The organism is Citrobacter sp. RHBSTW-01013, from assembly GCF_013781985.1.
Taxonomy (GTDB): domain Bacteria; phylum Pseudomonadota; class Gammaproteobacteria; order Enterobacterales; family Enterobacteriaceae; genus Citrobacter; species Citrobacter braakii.
The window spans coordinates 3,361,860-3,377,193 of record NZ_CP056185.1 but is presented as its reverse complement, the minus strand read 5'-3'; the positions used below and the strand labels follow the sequence as shown (position 1 = coordinate 3,377,193).

The 15,334-nt window shown below is 51.3% G+C and carries 15 protein-coding genes; 2 read left to right on the top strand and 13 right to left on the bottom strand.

The genetic code is table 11. From position 1 onward, the window contains the following. Nucleotides 1–36 precede the first annotated feature (36 nt). From ybiJ to mcbA, 5 genes are all read right to left on the bottom strand, one after another. Nucleotides 37–297 carry a DUF1471 family protein YbiJ gene (gene ybiJ / locus HV350_RS16310; protein WP_181628916.1) on the bottom strand — a complete coding sequence of 87 codons (261 nt, stop codon included), beginning with the start codon at nucleotides 295–297 and terminating at the stop codon, nucleotides 37–39. A gap of 300 nt (nucleotides 298–597) precedes the next feature. Then, entirely contained in the window at nucleotides 598–864 is a 267-nt protein-coding gene (locus HV350_RS16305; protein ID WP_003035233.1) for a DksA/TraR family C4-type zinc finger protein, read from the bottom strand. Nucleotides 865–939: 75 nt separating this feature from the next. Beyond that, nucleotides 940–1,617, bottom strand: coding sequence for a PKHD-type hydroxylase YbiX (gene ybiX / locus HV350_RS16300; RefSeq protein WP_181628914.1), 678 nt, complete (start codon nucleotides 1,615–1,617; stop codon nucleotides 940–942). 43 nt (nucleotides 1,618–1,660) lie between these two features. Next, nucleotides 1,661–3,946, bottom strand: a complete 2,286-nt coding sequence (locus tag HV350_RS16295; RefSeq protein ID WP_131405756.1) for a catecholate siderophore receptor Fiu — start codon at nucleotides 3,944–3,946, stop codon at nucleotides 1,661–1,663. Nucleotides 3,947–4,239: 293 nt separating this feature from the next. Further along, complete coding sequence (gene mcbA, locus HV350_RS16290) at nucleotides 4,240–4,500, bottom strand: DUF1471 family periplasmic protein McbA (RefSeq protein ID WP_016152367.1); 261 nt, start codon at nucleotides 4,498–4,500, stop codon at nucleotides 4,240–4,242. A 210-nt stretch (nucleotides 4,501–4,710) separates the two neighbouring features. On the opposite strand from mcbA, the gene rlmF reads away from it, so the two are divergent. After that, on the top strand, nucleotides 4,711–5,637 hold the full coding sequence (gene rlmF / locus HV350_RS16285; protein WP_047359435.1) for a 23S rRNA (adenine(1618)-N(6))-methyltransferase RlmF: 927 nt from the start codon (nucleotides 4,711–4,713) through the stop codon (nucleotides 5,635–5,637). Here rlmF and ybiO read toward each other — a convergent pair. The 6 genes from ybiO to rhtA all read right to left on the bottom strand — a co-directional run bounded on the left by ybiO (nucleotide 5,634) and on the right by rhtA (nucleotide 12,282). Then, a complete protein-coding gene (gene ybiO / locus HV350_RS16280) occupies nucleotides 5,634–7,871 on the bottom strand; it encodes a mechanosensitive channel protein (RefSeq protein ID WP_016156068.1) in 2,238 nt (745 codons plus the stop codon). The two genes, rlmF and ybiO, sit on opposite strands and share 4 nt — an antisense overlap. A gap of 118 nt (nucleotides 7,872–7,989) precedes the next feature. Further along, nucleotides 7,990–8,712, bottom strand: coding sequence for a glutamine ABC transporter ATP-binding protein GlnQ (glnQ, locus tag HV350_RS16275; RefSeq protein ID WP_003035246.1), 723 nt, complete (start codon nucleotides 8,710–8,712; stop codon nucleotides 7,990–7,992). Further along, on the bottom strand, nucleotides 8,709–9,368 hold the full coding sequence (gene glnP, locus HV350_RS16270) for a glutamine ABC transporter permease GlnP (RefSeq protein WP_003035248.1): 660 nt from the start codon (nucleotides 9,366–9,368) through the stop codon (nucleotides 8,709–8,711). The genes glnQ and glnP overlap by 4 nt, the downstream gene beginning before the upstream one ends. Before the next feature lie 107 nt (nucleotides 9,369–9,475). Then, a complete protein-coding gene (gene glnH, locus HV350_RS16265; protein ID WP_181628912.1) occupies nucleotides 9,476–10,222 on the bottom strand; it encodes a glutamine ABC transporter substrate-binding protein GlnH in 747 nt (248 codons plus the stop codon). Nucleotides 10,223–10,587: 365 nt separating this feature from the next. Continuing rightward, nucleotides 10,588–11,091 (bottom strand): DNA starvation/stationary phase protection protein Dps, encoded by a 504-nt coding sequence (gene dps, locus HV350_RS16260; protein WP_006685362.1) that lies wholly within the window; start codon nucleotides 11,089–11,091, stop codon nucleotides 10,588–10,590. Between the two features lie 303 nt (nucleotides 11,092–11,394). Further along, on the bottom strand, nucleotides 11,395–12,282 hold the full coding sequence (rhtA, locus tag HV350_RS16255; protein WP_016156069.1) for a threonine/homoserine exporter RhtA: 888 nt from the start codon (nucleotides 12,280–12,282) through the stop codon (nucleotides 11,395–11,397). Nucleotides 12,283–12,693: 411 nt separating this feature from the next. Between rhtA and ompX the strand changes: the two genes are divergently transcribed. Then, complete coding sequence (ompX, locus tag HV350_RS16250; RefSeq protein ID WP_016152372.1) at nucleotides 12,694–13,209, top strand: outer membrane protein OmpX; 516 nt, start codon at nucleotides 12,694–12,696, stop codon at nucleotides 13,207–13,209. A 63-nt stretch (nucleotides 13,210–13,272) separates the two neighbouring features. On the opposite strand, the gene HV350_RS16245 is transcribed toward ompX, so the two are convergent. Both HV350_RS16245 and mntS read right to left on the bottom strand, forming a co-directional pair. Further along, nucleotides 13,273–14,859 (bottom strand): phosphoethanolamine transferase, encoded by a 1,587-nt coding sequence (locus HV350_RS16245; protein ID WP_047359432.1) that lies wholly within the window; start codon nucleotides 14,857–14,859, stop codon nucleotides 13,273–13,275. 276 nt (nucleotides 14,860–15,135) lie between these two features. Next, the gene (gene mntS / locus HV350_RS16240; RefSeq protein ID WP_016152374.1) at nucleotides 15,136–15,264 is read right to left on the bottom strand and encodes a manganase accumulation protein MntS; all 129 of its coding nucleotides are present in this window, start codon (nucleotides 15,262–15,264) and stop codon (nucleotides 15,136–15,138) included. Nucleotides 15,265–15,334 lie beyond the last annotated feature (70 nt).

The window sequence follows — 15,334 nt, the reverse complement described above, 5'->3', positions numbered from 1 at the left end:
GGGTTGGAGCATTGGGTCGTACAGGTAATCTTTCGGTTATTTATAGATAACCGCGGTGCCGCTCATTTTGTCTTTGCCGATAGCGGAAGTGATGCTGTAACCCGTTGCACCAGCAGCAGTCGCTTTTTCAGCCAGTTTTGCTTCCAGGCCGTCCAGCGTGGTGGCGCCGTCAGCAGATACCACACCAATTTTGTTCATGCTTTGCGCCTGAGTAGAGGAAACTGGCTCGGCAGCGAAAACGCCAAATGACAGGGTAGACAGAGCGATGGCGGCAACAGCAAATTTGATATTTTTCATGATTAATTTCTCGCAGGTTTGTTCTGTTAGTCAGTGTTCTTTAAGAAGACGTTGTTTCGTCGATGTGAGAAGTATCACGTTTTTTTATGCGAGATAAAATCGAATAGAATTGACGACATCAATCAAAAAAATTGAATGACAAATAACTTATTGAATATTAATAAATTCGAAAGAGGGATTTACAGTTCTTGTCATTGCGCTTTACAGAGAAACCGACAACGGCACATTTTGCTACACAGAGTGCAAAAAAGCGTGCTCGTAAAGGAAATCGTATGCGCTGAAACTTTCGGTAAAGATAAGTCAACGTAGCTGGCTGTCTTTCGAACCTCTGCGATTATATCCTGAAAATGCTGCGCTATGTGAATCTTTATCCTGCTGGCATGTGATGCACAAGCGTACGCCGGGCACGGCCTCCCGTCTGGCCTGAGGGATTGGATTGCCACATTCTTCGCATTCATACAGACTTTCCCCCGTCGGTAACTCACCGCGGGCGCGGGCAACAGCATCTTCAATAGTATTGTTGATCTGTTCGTTAACAGCGTCGTCATTTGCCCATCCGGATGCCATACCTACCTCCTGCTGATGTCTACAGAATAAGTATAGCGAATGTGATGGCTGAAAAACGACCACGCGTCAGCGGTATCAGATTTCAGACCATTCGCGCAGCAGGTTATGGTAGAGATTGAGAAGCGACAGGATCTCGCTACTCTCCCCATGACGTGTCTTCAGGGACTGGATGTTTTTATCCAGCTCAAAAAGCATGGCGCGATTTTTATCGTCCCGGATCATCGACTGGATCCACATAAAGGATGCCACCCGAACACCACGGGTCACCGGCGTAACGCAGTGCAGACTGCTGGAAGGGTAAAGTACCAGATCGCCTGCCGGAAGTTTTACCGCATGCTGGCCGTAAGTGTCATTGACCAGCAGCTCTCCTCCCTCATAATCGTCGGGATTACTCAGGAATAAGGTGGCAGAAAGATCTGTGCGCATCCAGCCGTTTTGCGGATGACTACGCACCGCGCCGTCAACGTGAAAACCGTAGGTCTCGTTGTCCTGGTAGCGATTGAACAGCGGTGTGGAAAGCGTTTTCGGTAATGCAGCGGCGAAGAATAACGCGCTGTTGTTCACCGCGTTTTGTACCGCCTGTTGTAAAACGCCGTAACGCTCACTTTGCGTATCCACCTGCTGGTTGTTTTTAACCTGCGCGCCCTGAGCGCCGGTGGTTGCGCGGCCATCAACCCAGTCGGCAGCGTCCAGTTGTTCGCGAAACCAGGCGACATCCTTCGCCGACAGAATGCCGGGAATGTGATACATCATCAGTGTTTCTCCTGAAAGTGGGGCTTACGCCCCACGTAAAAGATCAGAAATGCATATTTGCCGTGAGCAGGAAGGTTCTTGGCTCGCCCGGATGGTAACGGTATCCGCTCTTGTTAATGGAGGATACATAATCGGTGTCGAACAGGTTATAGACGTTCAACTGGAAATCGAGATTGCGATTCACGCGATAACCCAGTTTCGCGTCGGCGACCCAGTAACCTTCGGTGTAGGATGGCGTACCCACGGCCCCGTCGGAACCGCGATGCATACTGCCCACGTAGCGAGCGCCCGCGCCAACAGAGATATCATCGGTAGCCTGATACTGGTTCCACAGCGTGAACGCATGTTCTGGCGTATACGGCAGGGATGAAGAACCATCCTGAGCAACGTTTTTGCCGCTGTGGATCGTCGCGCGCTGCTGGGTGTAACCCCCAATAACCTGCCATGCGGGAGTGATGTTCCCTGCTACCGAGAGTTCGTAACCTTCAACGCGCTTCTCCCCGTACTGGGAATATGTGCCGTCGTCGTTCTGCTCAACTTCGTTCTCAATATCCGTACGGAAAATCGCGGCAGTTAACAGCAGGCGCTTATCCAGCACCTCCCATTTGGTGCCGATCTCGCTGGTTTTCGCTTTCTGCGGTTTGAAATCGGTACGGTTCGCACTGTTACCGCTTCCGCCCTGAGCGAGGGCAAAGTTGCTGCCGCCCGGCGGTTGCTGAGAAACGGCGTAGTTAATGTAAACGTTACCGTTATCGGTCAGGTGATACAGCGCGCCCGCTTTCCAGTTCACCAGATTGCCTGATTTGGCAGTATCCACGGTGGTGACCGGAGAACCTTTCGCCACGCCTGTCGGACACGCGACCGCGCCGCGACCAGAAGCGCCGCAAGCGGTGGCGCTGTCATATTCCGTGCGGTAATTGTCGAGGCGAATACCACCGTTTAGTTCAAACTCACGGGTAATCTGTAGCGTATCAAAGGCGTATACACCGAAGGTATCGGTTTGCCCGTTAGCATTAGCGCCGTTACGAGATAATCCGCCGATATTCACATTGCTGTCGGGATGATAGATATTTACCGGCGGCGGGGTGATCGGGTTTACACCATAGTTGGTTTGCGTTTCACGCGTTAGCTCCACGCCGGTGCTGATGTCGTGACCGATGGAGCCCGTGTAAAATTTTGAGGTCAGGTTGGTCTGGTTGGTCAGGATCTTATTGCTGACATCTTTGGTATTAGCCAGGCGTGACCAGGTCCAGGTGTCGACGCTGCTGGTGGGTTGGGTGATGTTAGTCGCGCCGCCCATCACCGCCGTCATCAGATAATCCTGCTTAATGCGTGACCAGCGGGTGGTGTTGCGAATAGTGGTGCTGTCGTTCAGATCATGTTCAAAACGCATCGTTGCGGTATCGGTCGTCGAATCGTCGTAATCCGAGTTGGTACCGTAGAAGTTATGCGTATCCACTTTTCCTGACTGATTCAGTGCAGCAGTCCCCGCGGAAGGCGCGGAATATCCCGGCAGACCGATGGTGGGGACACCGCCATCCGGGGTGTTGTGCTGGGTGACATGCAGATAGTTCAGATACAGTCGGTTCTCAGTGCCTAAGCCAAAGGCGAGGGAGGGGGCCACACCATAACGTTCATTCTTAACGTTATCGCGACCGGCATCATGCGTTTTTTCACCCATCAGGTTTAACCGTGCAGCGGTGGTCTCGCCGATGACCTGGTTAATGTCCAGCGTACCACGGCGGAACCAGGCGCTACCGACGCTGGCCGAGGCATCGATCCCTGAGTCAGTGCGCGGCTGTTTGCTGATCATATTGATGGAGCCCGTTGGCGCGCTACGGCCATAGTCGGTGCCGGAGGGGCCTTTGATCACTTCAACCTGTTCGGTATTGAAAGTGTCGCGCGTAACGCTGCCAATATCTCGGATACCGTCGATATAAATACTGTTCGAGGTATCCGCACCACGCATGTACACCGCGTCACCGGTGGTGGAGTTACCGTTCTCACCGGCGAAAAACGCGCCAACGCCCGGTACGTTTTTCAGCGCATCGGTCAGATTGGTTGCACCTTGATCCTTAATCACCTGCTCAGAAATCACTGTCATGGTGCGGGTTGTATCCGCTACCGGGCGGGAGAACTTAGGGTCGGCAGACTGCGTTGGGGCGTATAACGAAGGTTTGGCCGCTTCAACAACCAACGTATCTTCTTGTTTTTTATCTTGATCGCCCGCGGCGACAGCCTGAGCTACCGGAGACAGGCCAATACACAGACCGGCAAAAAAAGTCAGTGAATGAAAACTACTGGCAGGCAAATTGCGATTTTTATCCATGTTAGTGAGTGACTTATTATTTTTTGAGTAGACGGTTTCACTCGCGCGAAGGGACATCTCTGTGGATGTTATACCCTGCAGGCCTCGCGGGAGTGAATGTATAATTGATAATGATTTTGATAAGCATTACTAATCAGTGCGACGTTTTAGCATTCATTAATTCAAAAATAAATACATTTATTTACATTGGATTCAAAATTGCTACACGATGATTACAATTTGAGCGGTGAACGACGTGAACAGCAGGTAGCAAACTGCATTCGGGGTGAATGCAGTTGGGCTAAGGTGAGGGACTACTTATAGATAGTTGCGCTGCCGTACATCTGGTTTTTACCGCCCGCAGAATTGACGACAAAGCCTTTTGCGCCTTGCTCTTTCGCTTTCTCTGCCAGCTTGTCTTCGAGATCGCTCAGGTTAGAAGCTCCGGTAGCGAAAACAGTGCCGGAAGCTTGTAGCTGGCCGGTTTGAGGGCTGGTGTAGGGCTGTGCAGCAAAGGACGCAAATGTCATGCCGGTCAGTACGGTAGCGGCAAGGAATGTGAGGCATTTCTTCATGGTGATATCCTCTGAGAAACAACAGGTCGTGCCTGATAAGTTTAGGCCGTCAGCGGATGACATTTACCGCAAAAAACTGGTGATGAGCTGTCTGTTTTTTGAACAATCCGCAAGCCATCAAATAGGTATAAAAAAAGCAAATTTCCTTGCTGTGTGTTTACCGCGTGGCGTTATGCGGGTATCTTACGCCGCTGTTAAAAGGAGAATGCTATGCCCCCCCAGAAACCGGGATTACACCCACGCAACCGCCACAATGGCCGTTATGATCTTGCGACTTTATGCCAGGTTACACCCGAGTTGACGCAATTTCTCACCCTCACGCCAGGCGGCGAGCAGAGTGTTGATTTCGCGAATCCGCAGGCAGTGAAGGCGCTCAATAAAGCACTGCTGGCGCATTTTTATGCGGTGAAAAACTGGGATATTCCAGACGGTTTTCTGTGCCCGCCGGTTCCTGGTCGCGCTGACTACATTCACCATCTGGCCGACCTGTTAGGTGAAACCAGCGGAACCATTCCAGCAAATGCGAGCGTGCTGGACGTGGGAGTTGGGGCAAACTGTATTTATCCGTTGATCGGCGTGCATGAATATGGCTGGCGATTCACCGGTAGTGAGACCAGTAGCGAAGCGTTTAACAGCGCTCAGGCGATCGTAAATGCCAATCCGGGGTTAACTCGTGCTATTCGTCTGCGTCGCCAGAAAGATGCTACGGCAATCTTCAACGGTATCATTCACAAGAATGAGCAATATGAAGCCACATTGTGTAACCCGCCATTCCATGATTCTGCGGCTTCAGCCCGCGCCGGAAGCGAGCGCAAACGTCGTAATCTGGGGCAGGATAAAGATGATGCGCTGAACTTTGGCGGGCAGCAGCAGGAGCTGTGGTGTGAAGGCGGTGAAGTGGCGTTCATCAAAAAAATGATCGCCGAAAGCCAGGCCTTTGGCCGTCAGGTGATGTGGTTCACCACGCTGGTTTCGCGCGGTGAGAATTTGCCTCCGCTGTACCACGCGTTAACGGATGCGGGTGCGGTGAAAGTGGTTAAGAAAGAGATGGCCCAGGGGCAAAAGCAGAGTCGCTTTATTGCCTGGACCTTTATGGATAACGATCAGCGTCGCCGTTTTATGGCGCGTAAACGCTAAAGCGTTGGCTCGGTTGGCGGCAGCGGTTCGCTTGCTGCCGACGCAGGGCCATTCACCGGTGCAGGCAAGACCTGATAGGTCTGTACCGGCGCGCGTACGTTGGCCAGATCGAAGTATTTCTTCACCTGGCTGTCGAGCGCGAAACGTACCGTCCACTGTTTCAGCGGTAATGTGGTAAATGAGACCCGTAGCGTGAAGGCCGTATTGGTTAACCCCACAATCCCGGCAAACGACGGCTCGCCAATAATCAGCCCGCGAATATCGTCCTGTTCCATCACTGCAGCCACAGCGTCTTTCAACGCCTGATTCGCTTTATCTGCATCCTCATGGCGGTCTACGTCGTAATTGGCGACGACCGATCCAATCCCGCGCACAAAGTTGGCGAAGGTCGTTATCGATGACCAGGGAATGATATGGTACGCCCCGGTGTCCTGACGGACGCCCACAGAGCGGATGGACATCCGTTCAACCGTACCGGTGAGTGGGCCGATAGTCACCAGGTCACCGGTGTTCATGCCATTTTCGAACTGAATAAAGATCCCGGTAATAATATCTTTTACCAGCGTTTGCGAGCCGAAAGAGATAGCCAGCCCCAGCGCCCCGGCCCCGGCCAGTAAGGGCGCGATATTGACGCCAATTTCGGATAGCACAATCATGATGGTGATCGTGCTGATGATCACCGCCAGCGCGTTGCGAAACAGCGTCAGCAGGGTGCGGGTACGGGCGCTGGGGAGCGGGCGGCCGTGAATATCGGAAGCCAGACGATTTTCAATCAGGCTGGCAAGGATCGTCCAGCCGATGGCGGAGAAGAATAAAATCAGCGCGATACGGATCAGAATATCCACCGTTTTTTCTCCTGCGCCGTAATGCAGCCAGTTCCAGAAGTCGAACAATCCCCAGGCATTCAGTAGCAGCATTACCGCGACGCACACCGTCAGGATCCTGGCTACGCTTAACGCCGTCGACAGCCAGCCATTCAACCGTTTTTGTAATTCCGGATAGCTGCGCTGGGTGTGTGGCGAAAGGGTAATAGTTTTGGCTATCCAGCGGGAAAGCATACCGGAAACAAAGGCGGCGATTCCAATGATCACCAGGCTACGCAGCGTAGCGCCCATCATGAATTTCAGGCTGTTGCCAGGATCAAACAGCGAGAAGAAAAACAGCACAATGAAGTAGGCGCTGGCCAGCCAATGCCATACCAGTGCAAAGGCGCGGATAAACAGGCTGAAAAACGCTAACGATCTTTCCGCCAGATTCAGCAAATGCTGCGTTATCTCTTTCTTGTTTCTGAAAATCAGGTACAGCGCCCATAGCGTGATACACAGCATGATGATGACGTTTGCCATCGCGCCGACCTGCACGTTGACCTGATTCGAGATAATGGGAACGGCAACGATAAGTCCGTATCCAATCAGGCTGCTCAATGAACTTAAACGGCGATTCCAGTAGCGCGCACCGGCATCCTGAATGTTAAACGGGCGCAGTTCGGCCACCGTTGGGCAAAATATCAGGCGTAGAATGGCTTTGAAGAACTCAATCAACGCAAAGGCATTGAGAAACAGACTTTGCTGAAAGGCGATAGTGCGGCTACCTGCGTTCATTCTGTCGCTCAGTATCTGCCCGACAAACAAAGTCAGCGCCAACAGAAGCAAATCGATAATGAATGCGCCGATGATCATCGTCGGAAGCTGGAGCCAGTTGCTGCGTTCGCGGTTTTTCCGTCGTGCCCATTGCCCCATTTTGCGATACAGCGGCAGCGCGCACAGGCGAAGCAGCCAGAAAAAACCGAACACTGACGCCGCCAGCATTAAAAAATGGGTCAGGGCATTGGTGAACGTTTGCGGGTTGAAGGTCTTGTGTGGTGCATCGGTAATATTGCGGTAAAGCTGAGCAAAGCGGCTGGAGAGCGCCTCACCGTAGTGGCGGGTGACATCCGTGACGTTTTCCAGCACCGTTTTTTCTTCCGTTAACGTGGGCGGAACAATGGTTGGCACCGGCTCGGCAGGGGGCGCTGTCGCCACTTTGCGTAACTGACCGATCAGTTCCTGGCGCGAGGCATCATTTTCCAGCACATCAGCCAGTGCGCCGTAGGCCGCTTTCTTCTGTTCAACATCCGGCTCTTTCGCCGGCGCGGTTTGCGCGTTGGTTGACGTTGGCGTAGTGACGCCTGGTATCGTCACCGCCTGAGTCGGGAGACTCACCAGACAAACAAAGATGAACAGGATCCAGCGCATGACTCCTCCCATGAGAAAATAAATTCAAAAGGATAAGTATAGATGTCAGGGCGGGGGAGAAATGAAATGAGAGGATTCTGGTGAAAAACCTCCCTTCAGGCGAAGGGAGGGAGAGCTATCAGGAAACGTGCTGCAAGAATTCCTGTAAACGTTGGCTGGGCGGATTTTCAATCAGGGCCTGCGGATTACCGTCTTCGGCAATACGTCCCTTATCAATGAAAATCAGGCGTGAAGCCACTTTTTCGGCAAAGCCGATTTCGTGGGTCACAATCACCATGGTCATCCCTTCCTCCGCCAGATCCTGCATAACTTTCAGAACTTCGTGGCGCAGTTCCGGGTCCAGCGCTGAGGTTGGCTCATCAAACAGCATCATTTTCGGCTTCACCGCCAGCGCTCGGGCGATCGCCACACGCTGCTGTTGACCGCCAGACAGCTCAGAAGGGTAGTGATGCGCACGCTCGGCCAGACCTACTTTCGCCAGCAGCTCTTTAGCCAGTTTCTCGGCCTGTTCTTTATTCGCCCCGCGTACGCGCTGCGGTCCGAACATGACGTTTTCCAGCGCCGTCAGATGCGGGAACAGGTAGAACTGCTGAAACACCATCCCGGCTTCCTGGCGGATTAACCGCTCGTCTACCTTTGGATCGTTTACCTTCAGACCGTCGACGATCAGATCGCCAGAGGTTATCTCTTCCAGTTTGTTAATGCAGCGCAGCAGGGTTGATTTGCCGGACCCGGATGGCCCGATAATTACCACCACTTCGCCCTGCTGAATGTTCAGGTCAATATTGTGCAGCACCTGGGTTGGGCCAAAGTGCTTAGAAACGTTTTTAAATTCAATCACAGGATTTTCATCCTTCTTTCCAGACGACGCAGAATGAAGCTCAGCACCAGCGTAATGATCAGATAGAACACCGCAACGGCGCTCCAGATTTCCAGTGCGCGGAAGTTACCGGCAATGATTTCCTGGCCCTGACGGGTCAGTTCAGCGACGCCAATGACAATAAACAGCGAGGTATCTTTAATGCTGATGATCCACTGGTTGCCCAGCGGTGGCAGCATACGACGCAGCGCGAGAGGTAAAATAACGTGGCGGATAGTCTCTGTACGTGAAAGCCCAAGCGCCAGTCCGGCTTCGCTGAATCCTTTATGGATTGAGAGCACCGCGCCGCGGGTGATTTCCGCAATATAGGCGCCGGAGTTGATCATGATGGTGACAACGGCGGCGCTAAAGGGATCAATGCGTAAATCGTTAAATGCCATTGGCAGGGCAAAGTAAATAAACATCACCTGCACAACGATTGGCGTACCGCGAATGACTTCGATAAACACCAGCGCTACGTGGTTGGCTATCCAACCGCCGAAAGTACGCGCAAACCCTGCTGCAAGCCCGATTATCAGACCGCCTGCCAGACCGAGGACCGAGATCCACAGGGTCATTTTGGCGCCTTCAATCAAAAGCGGGATGGCGGGCCAGATGGCACTCCAGTCAAACTGCATATTTCGTTCCTGTTACCGTGGTGAGAAAAGTAATGAGCCATAACGCGATGACTCAAAATTGCAGGCCCGGCGGCGCTGGCGCTACCGGGCGTTACAGAACGTTCTTGTTATTTAGGTTCGGTACCGAACCATTTTTTGTAGATTTCGTTGTATGTGCCGTTCTCTTTCAGCGTTTTCAGCGCGCCGTTCACTTTCTCACGCAGTTCATCGCTGCCTTTCGGGAAGGCGATACCGTACTGCTGGGCTTCCAGGGATTCGCCTACAGCTTTGAACTGACCGTTGCCAGCGGTTTTGATGAAGTAAAGAATGTTTGGCGTGTCGTGCAGCACGGCGTCTGCGCGGTTGGTGCCCAGTTCCATATATGCGTTATCGATATTCGGGAACTGACGCAGATCTTTGGTTTTGATGTTAGCTTTCGCGTAATCAACGGAACCCGTGCCGCTCTTCACAGCGACGACTTTACCACCCAGATCTTTCACGCTTTTCACGTCGTTATTATTCGCTTTGACCATCACTAACAGACCGCTTTTGTAGTAGCCGTCAGAGAAGTCGATCGCTTTCTTACGCTCATCAGTGATGGTGATACCCGCCAGCGCCAGGTCGATATTCTTGGTTTGCAGAGCCGGGATGATGCCGCTGAAATCCATTGGTTTCAGTTCATAATCCAGCTTCAGTTCTTTGGCCACGGCAGCCCACAGATCCACATCAAAACCAACGTATTTGTCACCCTGTTTGAATTCGAACGGTACAAACGCGGTGTCGGTTGCGACAACCAGTTTCTTATCTGCGGCATGGGAGGACACCGCAAAAGCCAGGGTAAGTGCAGCCAGTGAGACTTTTAATACAGACTTCATAGGATTTCCTTTTATATCCACGGGGCGATCCCCTGCGAGAACATATGGCTTAATGAAAAAATCGTGCCAGTTTTGCAACTCATTGTTTTAACAAGAGGGTGTCTCGTTTCTCTGCACAATAAGTAGGGCAAAGTGGGTAATCTGCACTGTTTTGGGGCACTCATTTGGTGCGCACCTGACACAGTGCAAACGGTATGACTATTTAGCGTAAAAATTGTTGATAAAACAATCTTTCGTTAACGATTGTGTGAAGTGATTATTACAAATAATTTACTTTGGAGTGACGAACGATCAATGTCATGCACCATAGATGTGCAAAACCCCCGCCAGGGCGAGGGTTATATAGGTAATTCTTATGTCTGCTGTTATTCAATGTTGGCTTCGATAAACCACAGGAATTTGTCGAGGTCGCGTGAAGCGGCGGTGAAGATATCTGCTGTATCTTCGTCTTTTGCTTCGCTAATGGCTTTACGGACGCTGTTAGCGACGACGGCATAACGATCGGCCAGCTCTTTTAAGTGGTCCTGTACGCTATGGATATCCAGCGGATAGCTTTTCAGAGGCGTTTTGCTGTTAATAACCTGGGTGGTACCCAATGCCACACCGCCTAACTGTACGGCGCGCTCAGCCATGGTGTCGAGGTGATCGGTCAGGGCAGTACGGAAGCCATCGAGCATTTCATGCACAGCAATGAAGTTCGCGCCGCGCATGTTCCAGTGAGCCTGTTTGGTGATCAAAGACAGGTCGATGAACTGGATCACTTGCTGATTCAGCAGCTCTACGGTCGCTTTCTTTTCGCTATCTGTTACATCGTTGCGGGTATAAAGGAGGGCAGATGCTTTTGTTTTTACCAGTTTTGCGGTACTCATATTTTCATATCCTCTTGATAATTATGTCCCAGCTCTTCAACGGGAATAAGTATAGCGTGAATTTTGGATTTATTTTTCTGGTGTTACCTATCACTTTAATAGCGAAGAGAGGGGTGGATATGAAATAACTAATAAAATCATATGGATATAGTGGTTATTAATGGAGGTGTGTTATTTTTATGTTAATGTATAAATTTCAAGAAATATGCAGATGAGAAAATTATATTCATTAGAATAATTATCACGCAGATTTACAATTGGATATTCTGCATGATTATGCAAACCATGCAGAATATTAAGTGGTTAATTCACGTCAACTTGCTTAATTTGTGGTTCTTTGCGAATAGTGAGCGTCGAACCCATTGATGCGACAATAATGGCGCCCAGAGCGAGCGTCTGGACAAGCGTCAGCGTTTCACCGAGGAAGATCATTCCTGAAACCGCAGCCAGTGCAGGTTCCATACTCATCAGAGTACCAAAAGTGCGTGTTGGTAGCCGCGTCAACGCAATCATCTCCAGCGAGTAGGGAAGCGCAGTGGAGAGGACCGCAATGGCCAGGCCTAACGGTAGAATGGACCAGTGCCACAAGGCATCCCCGGCCTGGAGCGCGCCGATGGGTACAAAAATCAGCGCCGCAATTAATGACCCTACCGCAACGGTCGCTGGACCATGTTCCGCGCCGGCTCGCTGCCCGGTAAGGATATAGATTGCCCAGCAGGCGCCAGCGCCCAGCGCCAGCGCAGCGCCGGTTAAATCCACGTGAGAAACGTCCTGACCTAACGGCAGCAGGAACCATAGTCCGAGTACAGCCAGTGCAACCCAAATGAAATCCACCGGACGTCGTGATGAAAACAGCGCTACCGCGAGCGGGCCGGTGAACTCCAGCGCTACGGCAATTCCCAGCGGGACGGTCTGGATTGACAGGTAGAAGAGATAGTTCATCCCGCCCAGAGACAGACCATAAAACAGCAGCGGCAGGCGTTGTTCTTTGGCGAATCGCAAACGCCAGGGTTTAAAGAAGGCAATAAGGATGAGGGTGCCCAGCGCAAGGCGCAATGCGGTAACGCCCGGCGCACCGACGAGTGGGAATAGCGATTTTGCCAGAGATGCTCCGCTTTGAATGGAGGACATAGCAATAAGCAAAACCAAAATAGGCAACCAGACTGGCGCTTTACGTGACGACCCCGGCATCCTTTCTCCTGTCAAATGATAATTACACGCCTTCATCTGCGCGACGTTGCAAATTTGCTACGACACGGATGACGTGATGTATAGAAAAGTAAAACAGCGAGTGTAATGGAAATACGCACCGCTGGTTGAGTATTCGTTGAAAAAAAAATTGCTCAGTTCCGTACAATGGCATGAAAGTGATGGATTAATAATCTGTGTGATTAGGAATATTCTGGATGAATGTGCCATATTGTGCGCGCAATAATGGCATTTCAGGTTAGAAAAGTGATGTTAATTGAAAGAGATAGCGGGTTTCTGAAACGTTCTGTTACATGAAAGACCCCGTTAGACATCGCGAATCGCAAAGAGTTTCCCATCAATTTTTGGTATATTTAAAACTTAGGATTTACTTGAAGCACATTTGAGGTGGTTATGAAAAAAATTGCATGTCTTTCAGCACTGGCCGCTGTTCTGGCTTTCTCCGCAGGTACTGCTGTAGCTGCGACTTCTACCGTTACCGGTGGTTACGCTCAGAGCGATGCTCAGGGCGCAGCGAACAAAATGAACGGTTTTAACCTGAAGTATCGCTACGAGCAGGACAGCAACCCGCTGGGTGTTATCGGTTCCTTCACTTACACTGAAAAAGATCGTACCGATGCGTCTGGCGACTACAACAAAACCCAGTACTACGGCATCACTGCTGGTCCGGCTTACCGTCTGAACGACTGGGCAAGCATCTACGGTGTAGTGGGTGTTGGCTACGGTAAATTCCAGAACGCAGCATCCCCGGCTGATAACCACACCACCAGTGACTACGGTTTCTCTTACGGTGCTGGTCTGCAGTTCAACCCGATCGAAAACGTTGCTCTGGACTTCTCCTACGAGCAGAGCCGTATTCGTAGCGTTGACGTTGGCACCTGGATCGCTGGCGTGGGTTACCGCTTCTAATCACTTCGGTGATACAAAAAATCCGCCTCTCGGGGCGGATTTTTTTTGTGTGCAATTCAGAGATTAACGAGATTTGGTCTCAAAGATGTCGGTACCCAGATGGTTGTAGTCCACCTTCTGCAATTTGAAGTTGGTGATGTACACCGGGCCAGCCTTTTTCTCTGAAATAAAGCGATAGCTGTTGGTGATTTCCTTCGCGCTTATCCCCGTCCACTGCGAGAAAAAGCTGAGGAAGTCATTGGCGGAGCGACGGGCTTTAATCACCCGGTGCGCTTTATCATCGCTCGACAGCACCATAAATGGTACCTGGAAATTCTGCTGGAACTGATCGTCATGCGCCAGGTACTGCACCTCTTTCCCCCGCTCTTTAAACGCGAGGCCATGATCGGAGAAATAGACCATCGAGAAGCTGTTACCGCTGTTACGTAACTGATCGTAAAGCTGGCGCAGCAGGTCATCCGTCTGCGTCATGGTGTACAGATAGCAAGATGTCTCTTTCGACTGGACGAAAGTCTCGTATTTACCCTGCGTACGGTCGCAGGCCTGCGGATGCGAGCCCATTAAATGCAGCACGATAAGCTGTGGCTGAGTGCGCTCGGTTGCCAGCACCTGGGCGGTCATCTTCAACAGCGCTTCATCACGGGTATTTTTATCCGCTTCGAAATCACCGCTTTTGAGGAACTGAACTTCATCAGCTCGCTTCGCAATGCTGGCGATGGCCGTATCGTATTCACCAATCTGTCCCTGATTGGAGAACCACCACGTCTGGAATCCCGCGCGGTTGGCCAGAGTGACAAAGTTATCCTGGAACTGGGGTTTATTGTCCACCACCCGATTCAGCGTCAGGCCGAGTGATTTTTGTGTCGAACCGCTTGCCGCGATGTAATCCGCGAAGATGTAGCCGTTAACGGAACTGGCAAACGGGGTGTTATCCCAGTGGCCGCCAAAAGCGCCTAACGCATCGCGGCGGGCGCTTTCGCCGATGACCACCACGTAGGTATGATACTTCGGCTTCACGGCGGTTACCGTCCAGCTGTCTTTCACGCTCGCCAGCTTCGCCATACGCTCTTGTTCGTCGAGCACTTCGTTGTTATTAACGATAACGTCCTTGGCAAAGCGGAAAACCGGATAGCCGGTGTCTTTCAGCTTGAACACGCCGCCCCAGGCCAGGTTTTGCACCGGGGTCACAAAGAACGCGACAACGCTGAACAGCAAACAAATGCTGTCGAACTTATTCCAGCTACGCTGCTGCACCTCTTTTTTACGGCGTACGGCGATAACACCGAGGGCGAAAATAAACACCCCAACCAGATAACTGTACCAGGGGAAGATGGTCAGAATTTCAGTAGACTCTTCCATATTGGTTGAGTGCAGCGCCAGCAAGGTATTGAAGTTCGGCGAACCGTAAGCCTGGCCAAACGGGAAGTACATTGCCGCTATCAGCGAGCAAATGCCAATCAGCACTTTCTGCGCACGCGGCGCGCTGCGCCACAGCAGCATCAATATACAGGTGAAAGCAACGCTATAGAGCAGGCTAAGCGGATAGCCCAGCGCAAGGTTGATCAGCAGAGACTGTAAGAAATAGAGGCCAGTCCACGGACTAATCGCCCGGCTACGAGCAATGATTGAATCTTTGAGGGTTAAATTCATATGCCACTGTTACAAAAACGCCATGTGCTTACCCTGGCGCTAAGGGTCATTGCCTGCCTGAGAGAGCGAGAAGGGGGATAGGGTCCGCATCCGCGAGCCGCAATATATGCAGGGCTGCGAAAAGATAGAGTGTGTGCAAGAGAAGGTCAACTACTACTAAGAAATTGTTTTGCGAGGGGCGTGGCAAAACTGACAAAAAGAAGGGTTATTGGCACGAAAACGATCACCGTATCCGAGTTACGGCAGGAAAATGAAGCGGCGTACCGCGACGCCGCATTATTTATCTGCAGGTTTATCCTGCTCTGGTTTGCTGTTAATCATGTCGCACAGCATAGAGATCAGCATTAACCGTACTTTAAAGGGAGAGTGGCTAAACACGCGTATACACCTCTTAAATTCATTCATATAAACCTCCTGACTTCACGATCCCATCAGTCCTTGAGGGATGTCTTTATTATATACAGATATAGCACAG